Genomic DNA, 16,607 nt, shown 5'->3' on the forward strand with positions numbered 1-16,607 from the left:
GCACTCGGTCGCCTACGTGACCTTCCAGGAACTCGCCACCCGCGTCTCGCACCGCAACACCGGCAAGGTCTGCGACGATCCGATCGCCGACCGCATGCTTCAGCGCATCGCCGCCGACGAGAACCTGCACATGATCTTCTACCGCAACATCACCGGCGCGGCGATGGACATCTCGCCCGATCAGACGTTGCAGGCGGTCTCCGACATCGTGATGAACTTCGTCATGCCCGGTGCCGGTATGCCGAACTTCCGCCGCAACGGTGTCCTGATGGCCAAGCACGGCATCTACGACCTGCGTCAGCACCTCGAGGACGTCGTCTGGCCGGTGCTGCGCAAGTGGAGCGTCTTCGAGCGCAACGACTTCACCGGCCGCGGTGAGAACAAGCGCGAGGAACTCGCCGCGTTCCTCGAAGACCTCGAGCGTCAGGCCACCAAGTTCGAGGAGATGCGCGATCGCTCCTTCGCCCGCGAACGCGCGAAGGCCGAAGCCCGCGCGTCCTAGTGCCTGCGGCAGTGGTGCGGTTATGTGCCCCCAGCGGCACGTAACCCCGCCACTGCGGCGAAGCCGCATACTGGGGTGTGAACGAATTCTGGGACCGCATCTCCGCGGTGAGTCCTGATCCACCGGTGTGGATCGTCCAAGTTGCTGCTCTGGCCGCTCTCGTCATCGTGGTGCTTCCGCAGACCTGGCGGATCGCGCGCAACGTCGTGACCATCGCGCACGAGGGCGCGCACCTGTTCGTTGCGCTGATCACCGGCCGACAGTTGATGGGCCTGCGACTGCACTCCGATACCTCGGGCGTCGCGATCTCCAAGGGCAAGCCCACCGGCCTCGGCGTCATCGCGATGACCTTCGCCGGCTACGTGGGGCCGTCGCTGCTCGGTCTGGGTGCCGCGTTCGTGCTCGGCACCCAACATGCAGTCGCGGTGCTGTGGATCGGCGTCGTGTCGATTGCGTTGATGCTGTTGATGATTCGCAACATCTACGGGCTGCTCTCACTTGTCGTCGTCGGCGCCGCCCTGTTCGTCGTGTCCTGGTGGGGCGCCGGAGAGCAACAGGTCGCTGCGGCGTACTTCATCACGTTCTTCCTGCTGATCGCCGGTCCGCGTCCCGTGCTCGAACTGCAGAAATCGCGCAGCGCAGGACGGGCTCGGGACTCCGACGCCGATCAGCTGGCTCGGTTGACCTTCCTCCCCGGTATCGCCTGGGTCGGCCTGTTCCTGCTCGTCACCGTCGGCTCACTGGCATTGGGGGCGTGGAGAATTCTCGTTCCGGTGCAGTGACGGCGGGCGGCCTGGGCACCTCGACTGTCCGGTCATGGATTTTCCGTCAACATCCCGACCAGTCGCGCTACGCGGTCTGCGCGGGTCTGCTCTCGCGCAGCGTTGTCGATGGGCATCAACAACTGACGACGCTCGCTCGGCCGCTTCCGCTCCCACGCGGATGTGCAGTGCGCCGTCTCCATTGCCTCCGCGACATCCTGCGGGACAGGTACCAGATCAGGGTCGGCCGGTTCGAATTCACACGACACCAGATCACCGGGGTGGACGCCCAATCGGCGCTGAAGGCCTGCACCGATGTAGACGAACGACCCGGGCATCACATTCGAATCTGCTTTGTTGAGACCGAGATTGAGACTCAGCCCGTCGATCGAACCGTCGATCCGGCGAGTCGGCCACCGCTCCGCCGCCTCGACCAATCGAGTCGGAACACGGATGATCGTGTACGTGTTCTTGCCCCACGTCATCGGCTCCAGCACTCCGTCGAATCGAATGCTGTCACTCACAATTGCCTCGCACCGTCGATACACCGCTGAAGGAAATGTCGCCTGAGACTGCAGCATATCGAGTGATCTCCGCGGAAAGGAGACCCGTATCGAACCCCCTCGCCGATCGAGACCCATTAGGTTCGAGTCGTGAACCTCACCGCGGTATGGACCGCGTACATGGTGACGCTTCGTGAACGTGCGCCCATCACTGCTGCGTCGATTCGGCCGCCGCGGACCGCGGGCGAGCGAGAGTCTGCGGAACGTGCGACAACGCCGTGGACCGAGGAACTGCGCGAGTTCTACGGACTGCACGACGGGCAGCACGTTCCGCAGGGTGAGGACTACGTCCCGGTCGGTTCGGTGTTTCCGGACGCGAATCTTCTCTCGCTCGACGAGGTTGTCCGTCAGCACAGGAACAATCTCGCGAACCGGCACCGCATCGATTACTTGGGCGATGATTGGCCGGCCGTCGTCCGCGCTCAGGATGCAGGTGAGACGGCCGAAATGTTTCTCCCCGCCTATGTTCCGTTCGCCGAGGGCCTCTTCGGACTGACCTACACCGACACACGCCCGGGTCGACGGCGCGGCTGCATACGGATGTTCTCGGCCGAGGCGGCGGACGGGGGCGCACCGTGGTTCGACTCCCTGACCGAATACATCGCAGCGGTCCACCGCAGCATCGAGACCGGATCGGCGATCTACGACGATCTGACTCCCACGTTCGCGGACGGTGTGCTCGAATGGCGTGACCCCGAGTTTTTCGACGGATCGATGGCAAATGCGGCGACGCTCCCCGTCATCCGAATACCTTTCGCACTCATCGACTTTCGTCCGTCGCAACTGTCGGATGACGACGACCTGATCGATCTCGACCATGTTCGTCGCACCGTCATCGAGACCGCTCGGAGGCTGCATCCGCAGGCCGTGGTCGAGGACGCCCGAGCGGTGTATCGGCAGGTGCCGCGTGTGCGTGGTGCGAACATGAATTGGTGGGTGGGGATCGACGGTGCGGAGGTCATCTTCACCGCGATCGTGACCGGAGAGGACCACGACGTCATCGTCCTGGAGCTTCCATCCGGTGGATGCGTGTTCGAAGCCGACGAGTGAGACGAGCGCTGTACTGGTGCCGACGAACGAAGGGGTACGCATGGCCGTCATGGACGACGCACCGAGGGTGCATGCCGAGACACGTGCGCAGTGGCGGACATGGCTGATCGCACATCACGATAGAGCGAAATCGGTGTGGCTGGTGTCGTGGAAGAAGGCCACCGGAAAGCCGGCGATCGGCTACGACGACGCCGTGACGGAAGCGCTCGCGGTGGGGTGGGTCGACAGCCGACCCCGCAAGCTCGACGACGAGCGCACCATGTTGTACTTCTCGCCTCGAAAACCCACGAGCGCGTGGTCCCGTCCGAACAAGATCCGTATCGAGGCCCTTCGTGAAGCGGGCCTGATGCTTCCGGCGGGGGAGCGAGCCGTCGAGGCCGCCGTCGCCAATGGAGCATGGACCGTACTCGACGAGGTCGAGGAGCTGATCGTTCCCGAGGACCTTGCGGCTGCATTCGCCGAACACGTTGATGCGGAGGACAACTGGAACCAGTTTCCACCGTCCGCGCGTCGAGGGATTCTGGAGTGGATCGTGACCGCCAAGCGGCCCGAGACCCGCGCCGCTCGAGTGCACGAGACTGCGCGGCTCGCATCGATCGGCGAGCGCGCAGCTCGCTGGCAACCCAAGCGCGATCGACAGTGACAGAGCGCGCCACCGATGACTGGGTCGAGTGTCGATCATCGGGTCACGTCTCGCCCCGCTAGAACACCACCCACAGCAGCGACGCGAGGGCGAATATCGCAAGTCCCAGTGTCGTTTCCATGACGGTCCAGGTTTTCAGTGTCGTCTTCTCGTCCATGCCGAAGAAGCGGCTGACGAGCCAGAATCCGGAATCGTTGACGTGGGAGAGAACGGTCGCTCCGGCGGCCAGTGCGAACACCAACAGCGCGATCTTGAAGTTGCTCAGATCCAACTCGGCCACCTGCACCGAGATCAGCCCGGCGGTGGTGGTGAGAGCCACGGTGGCCGAACCCTGCGCGACGCGTAGCGCGGTGGCGATCAGGAAGGCCTGGAGCAGAATCGGCAGCCCGATGTCGGACAGCGAGGAGGTGAGCGACTGCCCGATGCCGCTGGCCCGCAGCACTCCACCGAACATGCCTCCGGCACCGGTGATCAGGATGATCGAGCAGATGGGTCCGAGGGCTTGATCCATGTACTTGGCACCGTCGGCGACGGGGAAGCGTCCCGGCGCGAGAATGAACAGAGCCAGGAGCAGGGTGATGAGCAGCGCGATGGGCGTCTGACCGACGAGTGTCAGCGCTGCTGCCCAGGTCTCGTCTCCGGTCAGCACACCCGAGGTGGTCAGAGTGTTGACCACGGTGTTGAGGGAGATCAGTACCAGCGGCGTCAGCAGGATGAGCAGCACCGCACCGAACTTCGGCGCAGGGTCTCGGAGGCCTGCCATCTCCTTGTCGTGTTCTTCGGAGCTGGCTGCGCCGTCGGCGAAGAGATCGGCAGGCATGGTGACGAATCGTTTGCCGAGCTGGGTACCGACGAGGTAGGAGCCGACGAACCAGGAGACGATGGCGACGGGAACGCCGACGAGAAGGACCGATCCGATGTCGCCGCCGAGCAGTTCGGTGGCAGCGACCGGGCCGGGGTGCGGCGGGACGATGGCGTGCATCGCGGCGAATGCGCCTGCCGTCGGAAGGGCGTACAGCAGCACCGATCCGCCGAATCGCTTGGCGACGGTGAAGATGATCGGCAGGAAGACGACGAGGCCGGCGTCGAAGAAGATCGGAAAGCCGAAGATGAGCGCGGCGACACCGAGCGCGAGCGGCGCGCGTTTGGCACCGAAGCGGTTGATCAGAGTATCCGCCAATACCTGAGCGCCACCGGTGATTTCGAGCAGTCTGCCGACCATCACGCCCAAGGCGACGAGTAGTGCAACCGATCCGAGCGTGGAACTGAAGCCCGAGAGCAGGGCCGACGGCACGTCTGCCAGCGGGATTCCCGCCGCGACAGCGGTGACCGCGCTGACCAGGACGAGTGAGACGAAGGCGTGCAGCTTCACCTTCATGATGAGGAACAGCAAGATTGCTACGGCGGCGGCTGCGATCAGCAGCAATGCAGTCGTTCCGTATGCCGGTTCGATCGGATCCATGGGGGTTACCTCGTTCGTTCGGCTCGAATTTCGACCATATCGGACAGTCTGCAAGCCGCGTGGGGTTACGAGCTCCGGTCGTCGGTCGACTCGGGTGCGGTGGAGTACGGTGCGAGTATGAGTGATGGGGATCACGTAGTGGGTGGGGACGGCGCCGGAGGTTCGACGGGGGAACCGACGAAGGAACAGTTGCGCGAGCAAGCGCAGCGGTACGCCGCCGCTGCGCGCATGAAGATGAAGGAGCGACGGGCGAACGCGTCCGGTGGTCTCGGAGCCGTTGTTGCCGAACGCGCGGGCGGCTGGGACCTCGACGATCAGAACACCGTCGCGATGGACCGTCAGCAGCGGCTGTGGAACGGGGTGATGGATCGGTACTTCCGAATGGAGATCGACGGTTGGGAGACCATCCCCGAGTCTCCGGTGCTGGTCGTGGGCGTTCACTCGGGTGCGCCGTTCGTGTGGGACGCGTGGACCGTCGGCGCGCAATGGTGGCGACACTTCGGCGAGAAGCGGATTCTCCACGGCACCGCGCACGATGCACTGATGGCGTTCCCCCTGATCGGCAAAGTCTTTCGATCCATGGGCGTGCTGCCCGCGGCACCGGACTCGATGTCGACGGCGTTGGCCGAGGGACGGGACGTCATCGTGTGGCCGGGCGGCGAGGTCGATTCGTTGCGGCCCTGGAGCAAGCGAGACGAGGCGACGCTGGGTGGTCGAACCGGTTTCATCAAGCTCGCGATTCGGACGGGCGTACCCATCGTGCCGGTGGCGACCGTGGGTGGGGCCGACGCGATGCCGGTGCTGATCCGCGGTGACAAGCTGGCGAAGGTGCTCAAGCTCGACAAGATTGCACGGTTGAAGGTTTTTCCGATCGCGATCTCGCTTCCGTGGATCATCGCGCCCGCAGCGCTGCCACAGATTCCGTTGCCCGCCAAGATCCGTACCCGATTCATGCCGCCGGTCGAACTGGACCACGACCCGGCTCGGTGCGAGGACGAGGCGTACGTCGAAGCAAAATACGACGAGGTGCGCGCGAGCATTCAGTCCGGGATGGACGCCCTCGCCAGCAAGAGAAAGTTTCCCGTCTTCGGCTGATTTCTCGTTGCCTCGGTAACACGGACCGAAGCTGACCGCGATCGTTTCTACCGTCTCCGTCGTAGGGATTCACCGCTACGACGAGGGGCGTCACAGATGATCGAAACATCGGGACTGACAAAGACATTTCGGCAAGGCAAGAAGACCGTGGAGGCGGTGCGCGGCATCGATCTGACGATCGGTGAGGGAGAACTGGTGGCGCTGCTGGGGCCCAACGGGGCAGGCAAGTCGACCACGCTGCGCATGCTGACCACCCTGCTGTCACCGACGGCCGGCTCGGCGCGAATCGCCGGATTCGACGTGACCAAGGACCGGGATCGCGTCCGGCGCAGCCTCGGCTACGTGGGACAGGGCAACGGCGCGGGCCACAATCAACGCGTCCGTGACGAGCTCGTCGTGCAAGGCCTGTGCTACGGCATGACGCGTCCCCGATCACGCAGTCGCGCAGACGAATTGATCGAGGCGCTCGAGCTCGGCGAGCTCGCTGCCCGTACGGTCTCGACTCTCTCCGGAGGGCAGCGTCGACGGCTCGACATCGCACTGGGACTGGTGCATCGGCCGCCCCTGCTGTTTCTCGACGAGCCGACCACCGGCATGGATCCGCAGAGTCGTGCGAACCTGTGGGACCACATTCTCCGGCTCAGGCGGGAGATGGGCACCACCATCGTGCTCACCACGCACTATCTCGACGAGGCCGATTCCATGGCCGAGCGGGTGATCGTCGTCGACCGCGGCACCGTCATCGCCGACGACACCGCCACCGCGCTCAAGTCCGAACTGGCAGGCGATCTGGTGGTCCTCACCGTGTCCGACGCGTCGGCGCTGGCTCCGCTCCTGGCCGGGGTTGCCGGCATCAGGGACGTGACCGTTGCGGGTTCGAGGCTGAACATTCGGGTCGAGCGTGCCGCGTCGGTGTTACCGGAGTTGTTGCGACTCAGTGAATCTCACGGCATACGGGTACTCACGGCGGACATGACGAGACCGACTCTCGACGACGTGTTTCTCGGATTGACCGGCCGCAGTCTGCGCGAGAGCGCGGCACTCGACAGCAACCCCGATCTCGAAAATGCAGGCATGGCAGGAGAAATCCGATGAACGTTCTCTCGGGAAGCACATTGGTGATGGGTCGAGAGCTGCGGCCGATGGTCCGCGATCCGTTCACCGTCATCTTCAGTCTCGTCCAACCATTGATCCTGCTCGCACTGTTCGGCCCACTGCTCACCGATGTTCCCGGTCTCGGCGACGGAAGTGTGTGGGACTGGTTCGTTCCCGGTGTGCTCGCCATGATCACCATCTTCGGAACGTCCATGACGGGCTCGAATCTGTTGGCCGAGTTGCAGCAGGGGTCTCACGAGAGAATGTTGGTGACACCGCTGCCGCGATCTGCACTGCTCGTCGGGCGCGCGTTCAAGGAAATGGTGCCGCTGGCCGCTCAGGCCGTGCTGATCGTTCTGGTGGCATTGCCGCTCGGACTGTCCGTGAATCCGATCGGTGCCGCCGTGGGAATCGTGCTGCTCGGTGTGTTCGGCGTCGGACTCGGCGCACTGTCCTATGCATTGGCTCTGGCTGTGCGCGGGCAGGATTGGGTGTTCTGGTCCATCCAGCAGACATTGATGTTCCCGCTGCTCATCCTTTCGGGCACGATGCTGCCGCTGACGGCCGCCCCGGGGTGGATGCAGTTCCTGGTGAACATCAATCCCCTCGGATATCTCGTCGACGCCGAACGTGCACTGTTCGCCGGCGACTTCGCGAGTTCGACGGTGACGGCCGGTGTCGTCGCGGCCGCGGCCACTGCGGTGGTCGGACTTGCCGTCGGGATCCGGGCTATGGGTTCGACGCGGGTGTGAGGCTAAGCTCGCGTCATGGATCGGCCTGCGGTAATTCTCGAAAACGATGTGACCGTGTACGACTTCTACCTGCGTCACCAGCAGAATCGTCAGGTCGCGAGGTTGGCGTATGCCACCCTGGCCCGACGCTTCCGCCCGCGGGTGTCGTATCCCGACGGTGCCCGTGAGGAGCTGCGTCGTCTCGTCTACGACAACACGCGTCTGCTCATCGCTGTCAATCATCTGACCGAGAACGATCCGTACACGCTCGCAGCGGCGGCATGGGCGTCGCCGCTGCGTCCGGTCATCGGCCGCACGCGGGTACTGGCCAAGGACGAGCTGTTCCAGGAACCCAAGCAGCGCAAGCGAATCGACATGATGGGTGGTATCCCCGTCTTTCGCGGGAAGAATCACGGTATGCGGGCCGTCAGCGCGGCAGGCAGCCGCATGATGGACGTCAGCGCGGAGCGAATGAAGCGGGGCGACGACCTCGCGGTCTTCCCCGAGGGCACCTGCAATCTCGAGGATCCGACGACGGTGCAGCACGTCGGCAGCGGTATCGGACACATCGCGATGCGGGCGCGCAAGCTCGGGGTCGAGCCGGTGCTGATCTGCATCGGTCTGAGCTACGGCCCCGGTGCGCCGAAGGTCAAGCAGGCGAGCGTCTACATCGATTCACCCATCACCGAACTGCCCGAGAAGCCGATCGACATCACGCGTGTGGTGGCGCAGGGAATGCAGAAGGCGCTCGACGGTGCGGTGGCTGCGTACTGACTGCGCCGCCGGGGTTGGTAGAAACAGATGACAGGTAATTCGATTCGGCGTTCGTCAGGAGATATTCGTGAGTGATCAGATCAAGACGGCCATAGTCACCGGTAGTGCACGTGGAATCGGCGCTGCGGTTGCGAAGCGGCTGGCCAAGGACGGTTTCGGAGTCGCCGTGGTGGACCTCGACGAGGCCGCGTGCAGCGACACCGTCGGCGCAATCCAGGCTGCCGGTGGGCAGGCAGTGGCCATCGGTGCCAACGTCGCCGACGAGGAATCGGTTCAGACTGCGGTCGATCGCATCGCGAGCGAGTTCGGTGCGCCGACCGTACTGATCAACAACGCCGGCATCACCCGCGACAACCTGCTGTTCAAGATGACCGTGCAGGACTGGGATTCCGTTCTCGGCGTACACCTGCGTGGATCGTTCCTGATGACCCGCGCGGTCCAGAAGCACATGATCGACGCCAAGTGGGGCCGCATCGTCAACCTGTCGAGCACGTCCGCCCTCGGCAACCGCGGCCAGGCCAACTACTCCGCCGCAAAGGCCGGAATGCAGGGTTTCACCAAGACCCTCGCCATCGAACTGGGCAAGTTCGGTGTCACCGCCAACGCCATCGCCCCCGGGTTCATCGAGACGGAGATGACGGCGGCCACCGCAGAACGTGTCGGCATGCCGTTCGAGGACTTCAAAGCTGCTGCGGCGTCGCAGATTCCGGTCAATCGCGTCGGACATCCCGATGACATCGCGCACCTGGCGTCGTTCTTCGTCAGCGAAGGAGCGGGCTTCATCTCGGGCCAGGTCGTCTACGCCGCCGGTGGGCCGAAGGACTGACCTCTCGCGAAGGTGTGAATGGACCATTCACGAGCCCGGACGGGTGTGAATGGTCCATTCACGCCGAGCGGATGCGGACTACGGCGTCGGCATGCCGCCGTTGACGTTCAGCGTGTCTCCGGTGACGTAACCCGATTCGGCCGACGACAGGTAGACGTACGCACCGGCGATCTCGGCGGGCTGCCCAGCGCGTCCGAGCGGTGTTTCCTTGCCGAATTCCGGCAGTGCCGAGGTCGGCTGACCGCCGGCTGCCTGTAGCGGAGTCCAGAACGGTCCCGGCGCAACGACATTGACGCGAATTCCCTTGGGTGCCAGCTGCTGCGCGAGGGCCTTGCTGATGGTGTTGATGGCCATCTTCGTGGTCGCGTAATCCACCAGACCGGGTGACGGTGTGTACGCCTGGATCGAACTCGTGTTGACGATGGTGGAGCCGGCGGGCATGTGCGGCACCGCTTCCTGGATGATCCAGAACAGTGCGTAGACGTTGGTTTTGAACGTCTGATCGAATTGCTCGGACGTCAGGTCGGCCAGGTCCTCGACGAACTGCTGTTTACCGGCAACGTTGATCAGCAGGTCGAGGCCACCGAGTTCGTCGACGGTGGTGCGTACGATTCCTCGCGCGGCCTGCTCGTCGGTGATGTCTGCCGGTGCCAGGACCGCAGTTCGGCCGGCGTCGCGGATCAACTGCGCAACCTCCTGCGCGTCTTTTTCCTCCGACGGCAGGTAGTTGAGCACCACGTCGGCACCCTCGCGTGCAACGGCAATCGCTGCTGCACGTCCGATTCCGGAATCGGCACCGGTGATCAAGGCCTTGCGGCCGGTCAGGCGGCCGGATCCACGGTACGTCTGCTCACCGTGGTCGGCGAGGGGCCGAAGATCTGCCGCGAGACCGGGCGGATCCTGGTGTTGCTCGGGGAAACCGTCCTGGCTGTACTGCGTGACGGGGTTGGTGAAGGTGTACTGATCGCTCACTGGGGGAATCGTCCTTCGAGTGCAACGTACTGCGTGAGGAACCTCTGCTCGATTCCGTGTGCTCGACGCATGCCCCGATGCGGTCGGCCACAAACTGTGACCGACCGGACAGGGTTCGGAGGAAGAGCGTGTCCGGTCTCAGGGCAGGATCGAGTCGACGTAGCCGCCGTCGACTCGCAGTGCGCCGCCTGTGGTTGCGGAAGCCTGCTCCGAGCTCAGGTACACGATCATGTTGCCGATTTCCTTCGGCTCGATCAGGCGTCCGATGAGCGATTGCGGCCGGTGCTCCTTCATGAATTGTGCCTGTGCCTCGTCCCAGGGAAGTTCGTCGCCGACGAGTTCGCCGACGAACTTCTCGACACCCTCGGTGTGGGTGGGTCCGACGATGACGGAATTGACCGTAACGCCGGTTCCTGCAGCCGCTTTCGCGAATCCACGGGTCACCGCGAGCAGGGCGGTCTTGGTCATTCCGTAATGGATCATCTCCTCGGGAATGACGACCGCGGAATCGCTGCAGATGTTCTGAATTCGGCCCCAGCCTGCCTCGGTCATCGCAGGCAGATACGTGCGGATGAGTCGAATGGCCGAGAGCACATTGACCTCGAAATAACGTCGCCATTCGTCGTCGTCGATGTCGAGGGCTGGTTTGGCTCCGAAGATGCCGAGGTTGTTCACGAGAATGTCGACAACGGGGACCTTCTCGACCAGCGTCTCCACCCCGTCGGCCGTCGCCAGATCGGCAGGCACGACGATCACCCGCGCACCGGGCACGTCCTTCAGCAACCGTTCCTCGGCCGAATCGAGCGCCGACGCGCTGCGACCGTTGAGGACGACGCGTGCACCTGCGCGGGCCAATTCGGTGGCAATGGCCAGACCGATGCCTTGGCTGGAGCCGGAGATCAATGCGGTGCGGCCGTCGAGATCGATGTTCATGAAGCCTCCCAGTGTCGTGGAACGACTCCAGTGTGCGCCTTTCGGAAGACGTGAATGGTCCATTCACCGGCCCTGACGGGGGTGAATGGACCATTCACGCAGACGCGTGGGGCCTACTACGAATACGTGTAGAAACCCTTACCGGTCTTGCGACCCAGCATTCCGGCGTCCACCATGCGTTGCAGCAGCGGCGGCGGAGCGTAGTGCGGCTCGCGGAATTCCGCGTAGAGCGACTCGGCGACCGCGAGGGTGACGTCGAGGCCGACGGTGTCCGTCAGGCGCAACGGGCCCATGGGGTGTGCACAACCGTTGACCATGCCCTCGTCGATGTCCTCCGCGCTGGCGAAGCCGGACTCGAGCATGCGGATGGCCGAGACCATGTACGGGATGAGCAAGGCGTTGACGATGAATCCGGCACGATCGCCTGCGCGAATCGTCTTCTTGCCCAGCGTGTTTCCGGCGTAGTCCGTCACCGCTGCAACGGTTTCTTCGCTGGTGAGCAGGCTGACGACGATCTCGACCAACGGCAGCACCGGCACGGGGTTGAAGAAGTGCACTCCGACGACCTTGTCGGGACGCTTCGTCGCGTTGGCCATCTTGATGACCGGGATCGACGAGGTGTTGGTCGCCAGGATTCCCTCGGGCTTGACGATGGAATCGAGCTTGCCGAACAGATCGAGCTTGAGCGATTCGATCTCCGGTGCCGCCTCCACCACGAGGTCGCGGTCGGCGAAGTCGTTGATGTCGAGCGTCAATGTGATTGCCGCTCGGGCCTTCTCGGCTGCGTCGGCGTCGATACGGCCGGATTTGACGGCGCGGGCGAACGACTTGTCCAGGCGGGCCTCGGCGGCGTCGGCCGTCGCCTGGCTCGTTTCCAGAATCAGTACCGAACTGCCGGAGCGCGCGCCCATCTCGGCGATGCCGGCTCCCATGGTGCCGCCGCCGATGACGCCTACGAGGCTGATGTCGCTCATTTGAGCAGCGCCCGCGACATGACGACACGCTGAATCTGGTTGGTGCCCTCGTAGATCTGGGTGATCTTGGCGTCGCGCATCATGCGCTCGACCGGGAAGTCGGTGGTGTAGCCGGCACCGCCGAAGAGCTGCACGGCGTCGGTGGTGACCTCCATGGCCACGTCCGAGGCGAAGCACTTCGCTGCCGCGGAGATGAACCCGAGGTTCTTCTCGCCGCGCTCGGCGCGGGCTGCGGAGCTGTAGACCATCAGTCGAGCCGCTTCGACCTTCATCGCCATGTCGGCGAGCATGAACTGCACTGCCTGGAAGCTCGAGATCGAGGTACCGAACTGCTTGCGGTCCTTGGTGTACGCGATGGCCGCATCGAGGGCACCCTGTGCCAGGCCGACGGCCTGTGCGCCGATGGTGGGGCGGGTGTGATCGAGTGTCTCCAGCGCGGTCTTGAAGCCGGTACCGGGCTCGCCGATGATGCGATCGCCGGGAATCTTGCAGTTCTCGAAGTACAGCTCGGCGGTGGGTGAGCCCTTGATGCCGAGCTTCTTCTCCTTGGGTCCGACGACGAATCCCTCGTCGTCCTTGTGCACGATGAACGAGGAGATGCCGTTGGCACCCTTGTCGGGATCGGTCACGGCCATGACGGTGTACCACTCGGACTTGCCGCCGTTGGTGATCCAACACTTGGAGCCGTTGAGGATCCAGTCGTCACCGTCCGCCTTGGCGCGGGTGCGCATGCTCGCCGCGTCGGATCCCGCTTCGCGCTCGGACAGGGCGTACGACGCCATCGCGCCACCGGCCAGGGACGGAAGGACCTGCTTCTTGAGCTCCTCGGAGCCCTTGAGGATCAGCCCCATCGTGCCGAGCTTGTTGACCGCGGGGATCAGCGAGGACGAGCCGCAGACGCGGGCGACCTCTTCGATGACGATGCAGGCGGCGACGGAATCGGCACCCTGGCCGTCGTACTCCTCGGGAACGTGGATGGCGTTGAAGCCCGAGGCGTTCAGCGCTTTGAGTGCTTCCTCGGGGAAGCGGGAGTCCTCGTCGACCTCTTTGGCGTACGGAGCGATCTCCTTCTCCGAGAGCGCCCGAATGGCCGCGCGCAGTTCGTCGTGCTCTTCGGGCGATTGATACAGATCGAAGTCGGGATTTCCGGCCATGTCGGCCACGCTCCTCGGTGTGTCGGGGGGTAGCACTGCCCGGAGAGGGCACTCAGTGCCAAGGATTGCCCCAGTGTACGTCCGAATACAGACCGATTCAAGACCGGGTCTCGGGTATCCGGCACTCAGTGCCATCCGATCCGGAGGGGTCAGGCGCTTGTGTGATCGGCCAACGCGTCGACGACTTTGGTGACGGACGTGCCCCGGGGGAACGAGGCGACGACGATCTCGCCGGAGAACTGCGCGCGTACCTGGGCGAGTGCCGAACGCAGATCCTCGACGGACGTCGGTAGGCCGTCGCGAATCATCCGACGAAGGATGTAGTTGTGCGTCGCGGTCACCGTGGCCGAGAACTGCAGGATCTCCAGGTGCGGGTGATCGGGCAGAACGCGCTGCAGATACTCGACGAAGAGTCTGTCGTAGCGAAACACGGTGACGATCTCGCGGTCACGCAGGGCCGGGATCTTGTGCACCACCTGGTAGCGCAGGCGCGACATGTCCTGCCAGTCGGAGAACCGTTCGTACACCAACTGCGCGGCATCGCACACGGCCCGCCAGGGATCGCCCTCGTTCGATTCGAGGAACGCGCCTGCCTGCTCGAGCAGAATTTCGTGATCGGCGAAGACGACGTCTTCCTTGGCGCGGAACTGACGAAAGAATGTCCGACGCGAGATTCCGGCGGCACCGGCTATGTCGTCCACCGTCGTCGACTCGTAGCCCTTGACGGAGAACAGGTCGAGGGCCGCGGTGGCCACGGTGAGCCTGAAGTCGGTGGATTCTTCGGGTTCTCCGCTCATGGGAGTGAAGGTAGCCGAGTTTCGGGACGAGCAGGGAGGACGTTCTCTTCCGTCCGTTGGTTGCTAGTGTTCGCAAGTAGCCTGCTGCGCGGCGGCGGGTGCCACGGGAGGACTTTCATGGCCACGGATCAGAGCCGGCCGCTGTACAGAATGAAAGCCGACTTCTTCAAGACGTTGGCGCATCCCGCGCGCATTCGGGTGCTCGAGTTGCTCAGTGAGCGCGAGCACGCCGTGTCCGAGATGCTTCCGGAAATCGGCATCGAGCCGGCCAATCTGTCTCAGCAGTTGTCCATCCTGCGGCGCGCCGGTCTCATCGAAGGCACTCGGGAAGGCCTGTCGGTGTCCTACACGTTGACGTCGCCGAAGGTGGCCGACCTGTTGCTCGTTGCGCGGGAAATACTCACGGGAGTGGTGGCCAACCAGGCCGAGCTGCTGGAAGGCGAGTCCGGGGCGCGCACCTGACCCGACGGCTTCGGATGGTCCGGCTCACGCCGCTGTTCACCTGATTCATTACTTGCTAAACTTAGCAATCAGCTGGATCAGGATCGATGAGTTCTCGGAGAACGTCACATGTCCGAACCGACGAAACCCCACCGTAAGACCGACGCCTCGAGGGCTGTGACAGCGCTCCTGCCCAGATGGAGCGAGTGGAAACCCGCCTTCCGCGCGCCCGGTGCGGATCTACTGGCCGGTCTGATCGTGGCCCTTGTCGCGTTGCCTCTGGCGCTCGGCTTCGGCGTCAGCACCGGTCTGGGTGCAGCGGCCGGCCTGACCACGGCGATCATCGCGGGAGTCGTCGCCGCGGTGTTCGGCGGATCACGGTTCCAGGTGTCCGGTCCGACCGGTGCCATGACGGTGGTGCTCGTGCCGATCGTGGCCGAGTACGGGCCGACCGGCGTACTCGCCGTCGGGCTGATGGCCGGAGTCATACTGCTCGCACTCGCCGCCGCCGGAGTCGGTCGCGCCGTCCGGTACATGCCGGCACCCGTCATCGAAGGGTTCACTGCCGGCATCGCCGTCGTCATTGCGCTGCAACAGGTTCCGTCGGCCCTGGGTATCACCGACGCCGAGGGTGAGAAGGTGTGGCAATCCGCGTTCGATGCGGTGCGCTCGTTCGTCTCGAACGCGAGCGTTCTGACGCCCACCGTGGCCGTCACGGTCGCGATAGTCATGCTCGTCGGCGGCCGCCTGGCTCCGAAAATCCCGTTCTCGCTGGTTGCGGTCGCTGGAGCGACGGTGGTCACCCAACTGTTCGACCTCGACATCGCCCGTATCGGCACGATTCCGTCGTCGCTGTCCGCGCCGAGCCTGAGCTTCTTCCACCTCGGTGACGTGACGGCGTTGTTGGCACCGGCGTTCGCCGTCGCTGCGCTGGCGGCGCTGGAGTCGCTGCTGTCCGCGACCGCGGCGGACTCGATGGGCGTCGGCGCGCGGCACAACCCCGACCGTGAACTGTTCGGGCAAGGCCTGGCGAACATCGCCGCGCCGTTGTTCGGCGGGATTCCCGCCACCGGTGCCATCGCCCGCACCGCCGTCAACGTTCGATCCGGAGCGCGTACCAGGCTCGCAGCGCTCACTCATGCCGTGATCCTCGCCGCCATCATGTACTCCGCCGCGGGCTTGGTGGCCGACATTCCACTCGCGGCTCTGGCCGGGGTGCTCCTGGCGACGACGGTGCGCATGGTCGAAACCGCGTCCATCCGCGCAATTTCTCGCGCCGGTCGTGGGGACGCAGTGGTGATGGTGGCGACCTTCCTCGTCACGGTCGTCTTCGATCTGGTGACGGCGGTGGCGGTCGGCGTCGGGTTCGCTGCGGTGCTGGCACTACGGGCTGTTGCGCGATCCGCCAGGGTCGAGCAGGTTCCTCTGGACGCACTCGACGCGGTCTCGACGGAAGAAGAAGGCTTGCTGCGCGAGCACATCGTCGCCTACCGAATCGACGGCGCTCTGTTCTTCGGAGCCGCGCACAGCTTTCTGCTCGAGCTCGCCGATGTGTCGGACGTGAAAGTGGTGATCCTGCGCATGTCACGAGTGACGACGATCGACGCCACCGGAGCCATCGTCCTCAAGGACACGATCACCGAACTCGAACATCGCCACATCACCGTCCTCATCTCTGCGGCCAAACCCGAACACCTGCGACCGCTGACGGCGCTGGGTGTGTTCACCACCAAGGACGACGAGGCGCGCCGTGTTTTCGAGACCACGCCGCAGGCCATCGCCTACGCACGCACCGTCGTGACCGAGGCAGCCGAACCCCGCGGGTAGGGTCCAA

General features: G+C 64.4%; 18 protein-coding genes. 11 read left to right on the top strand and 7 right to left on the bottom strand.

What is annotated here, in order from left to right; translation table 11 throughout:
- Positions 1 to 502, top strand: a 502-nt coding sequence (locus CH251_RS23690; protein WP_179273421.1) for an acyl-ACP desaturase, incomplete at its 5' end; no start/stop codon positions are given.
- Between the two features lie 77 nt (positions 503 to 579).
- A complete protein-coding gene (locus CH251_RS23695) occupies positions 580 to 1,284 on the top strand; it encodes a M50 family metallopeptidase (protein ID WP_094615368.1) in 705 nt (234 codons plus the stop codon).
- Positions 1,285 to 1,316: 32 nt separating this feature from the next.
- Here the strand turns inward: CH251_RS23695 and CH251_RS27630 are convergent, their stop codons facing one another.
- Positions 1,317 to 1,787 (bottom strand): YdeI/OmpD-associated family protein, encoded by a 471-nt coding sequence (locus CH251_RS27630; protein WP_179273422.1) that lies wholly within the window; start codon positions 1,785 to 1,787, stop codon positions 1,317 to 1,319.
- A gap of 129 nt (positions 1,788 to 1,916) precedes the next feature.
- Here CH251_RS27630 and CH251_RS27635 point away from each other — a divergent pair, with 129 nt between their 5' ends.
- Both CH251_RS27635 and CH251_RS23705 read left to right on the top strand, forming a co-directional pair.
- A complete protein-coding gene (locus CH251_RS27635) occupies positions 1,917 to 2,876 on the top strand; it encodes a hypothetical protein (protein ID WP_179273423.1) in 960 nt (319 codons plus the stop codon).
- Positions 2,877 to 2,916: 40 nt separating this feature from the next.
- Positions 2,917 to 3,519: a YdeI family protein gene (locus tag CH251_RS23705; protein ID WP_094615370.1), complete on the top strand. Its 603-nt coding sequence runs from the start codon at positions 2,917 to 2,919 to the stop codon at positions 3,517 to 3,519.
- A 58-nt stretch (positions 3,520 to 3,577) separates the two neighbouring features.
- Here CH251_RS23705 and CH251_RS23710 read toward each other — a convergent pair whose 3' ends face one another.
- Entirely contained in the window at positions 3,578 to 4,981 is a 1,404-nt protein-coding gene (locus CH251_RS23710; protein ID WP_094615371.1) for a GntP family permease, read from the bottom strand.
- Between the two features lie 228 nt (positions 4,982 to 5,209).
- On the opposite strand from CH251_RS23710, the gene CH251_RS23715 reads away from it, so the two are divergent.
- From CH251_RS23715 to CH251_RS23735, 5 genes are all read left to right on the top strand, one after another.
- Positions 5,210 to 6,076 (top strand): lysophospholipid acyltransferase family protein, encoded by an 867-nt coding sequence (locus CH251_RS23715; protein ID WP_256979281.1) that lies wholly within the window; start codon positions 5,210 to 5,212, stop codon positions 6,074 to 6,076.
- A gap of 96 nt (positions 6,077 to 6,172) precedes the next feature.
- Positions 6,173 to 7,171: an ATP-binding cassette domain-containing protein gene (locus CH251_RS23720; RefSeq protein ID WP_094615372.1), complete on the top strand. Its 999-nt coding sequence runs from the start codon at positions 6,173 to 6,175 to the stop codon at positions 7,169 to 7,171.
- The gene (locus CH251_RS23725) at positions 7,168 to 7,923 is read left to right on the top strand and encodes an ABC transporter permease (RefSeq protein WP_094615373.1); all 756 of its coding nucleotides are present in this window, start codon (positions 7,168 to 7,170) and stop codon (positions 7,921 to 7,923) included. Before CH251_RS23720 ends, CH251_RS23725 begins: the two co-directional genes overlap by 4 nt.
- Positions 7,924 to 7,938: 15 nt before the next feature.
- Positions 7,939 to 8,676, top strand: a complete 738-nt coding sequence (locus CH251_RS23730) for a 1-acyl-sn-glycerol-3-phosphate acyltransferase (protein WP_094615374.1) — start codon at positions 7,939 to 7,941, stop codon at positions 8,674 to 8,676.
- A 67-nt stretch (positions 8,677 to 8,743) separates the two neighbouring features.
- On the top strand, positions 8,744 to 9,502 hold the full coding sequence (locus CH251_RS23735) for an SDR family oxidoreductase (protein ID WP_032396725.1): 759 nt from the start codon (positions 8,744 to 8,746) through the stop codon (positions 9,500 to 9,502).
- 78 nt (positions 9,503 to 9,580) lie between these two features.
- On the opposite strand, the gene CH251_RS23740 is transcribed toward CH251_RS23735, so the two are convergent.
- From CH251_RS23740 to CH251_RS23760, 5 genes are all read right to left on the bottom strand, one after another.
- Complete coding sequence (locus CH251_RS23740) at positions 9,581 to 10,474, bottom strand: glucose 1-dehydrogenase (protein WP_094615375.1); 894 nt, start codon at positions 10,472 to 10,474, stop codon at positions 9,581 to 9,583.
- 138 nt (positions 10,475 to 10,612) lie between these two features.
- Positions 10,613 to 11,407: an SDR family NAD(P)-dependent oxidoreductase gene (locus tag CH251_RS23745; RefSeq protein ID WP_094615376.1), complete on the bottom strand. Its 795-nt coding sequence runs from the start codon at positions 11,405 to 11,407 to the stop codon at positions 10,613 to 10,615.
- Between the two features lie 116 nt (positions 11,408 to 11,523).
- On the bottom strand, positions 11,524 to 12,372 hold the full coding sequence (locus CH251_RS23750) for a 3-hydroxybutyryl-CoA dehydrogenase (RefSeq protein WP_306436822.1): 849 nt from the start codon (positions 12,370 to 12,372) through the stop codon (positions 11,524 to 11,526).
- A 5-nt stretch (positions 12,373 to 12,377) separates the two neighbouring features.
- On the bottom strand, positions 12,378 to 13,535 hold the full coding sequence (locus CH251_RS23755; protein ID WP_032396722.1) for an acyl-CoA dehydrogenase: 1,158 nt from the start codon (positions 13,533 to 13,535) through the stop codon (positions 12,378 to 12,380).
- Between the two features lie 149 nt (positions 13,536 to 13,684).
- The gene (locus tag CH251_RS23760) at positions 13,685 to 14,332 is read right to left on the bottom strand and encodes a TetR family transcriptional regulator (protein WP_094615378.1); all 648 of its coding nucleotides are present in this window, start codon (positions 14,330 to 14,332) and stop codon (positions 13,685 to 13,687) included.
- Between the two features lie 117 nt (positions 14,333 to 14,449).
- Here CH251_RS23760 and CH251_RS23765 point away from each other — a divergent pair, with 117 nt between their 5' ends.
- Together CH251_RS23765 and CH251_RS23770 are read left to right on the top strand one after the other, a co-directional pair.
- Positions 14,450 to 14,794, top strand: a complete 345-nt coding sequence (locus CH251_RS23765) for a helix-turn-helix transcriptional regulator (protein ID WP_094615379.1) — start codon at positions 14,450 to 14,452, stop codon at positions 14,792 to 14,794.
- A 108-nt stretch (positions 14,795 to 14,902) separates the two neighbouring features.
- Complete coding sequence (locus CH251_RS23770; protein ID WP_094615380.1) at positions 14,903 to 16,600, top strand: SulP family inorganic anion transporter; 1,698 nt, start codon at positions 14,903 to 14,905, stop codon at positions 16,598 to 16,600.
- Positions 16,601 to 16,607 lie beyond the last annotated feature (7 nt).

Source organism: Rhodococcus sp. 06-462-5 (genome assembly GCF_002258315.1).
Lineage (GTDB): Bacteria > Actinomycetota > Actinomycetes > Mycobacteriales > Mycobacteriaceae > Rhodococcoides.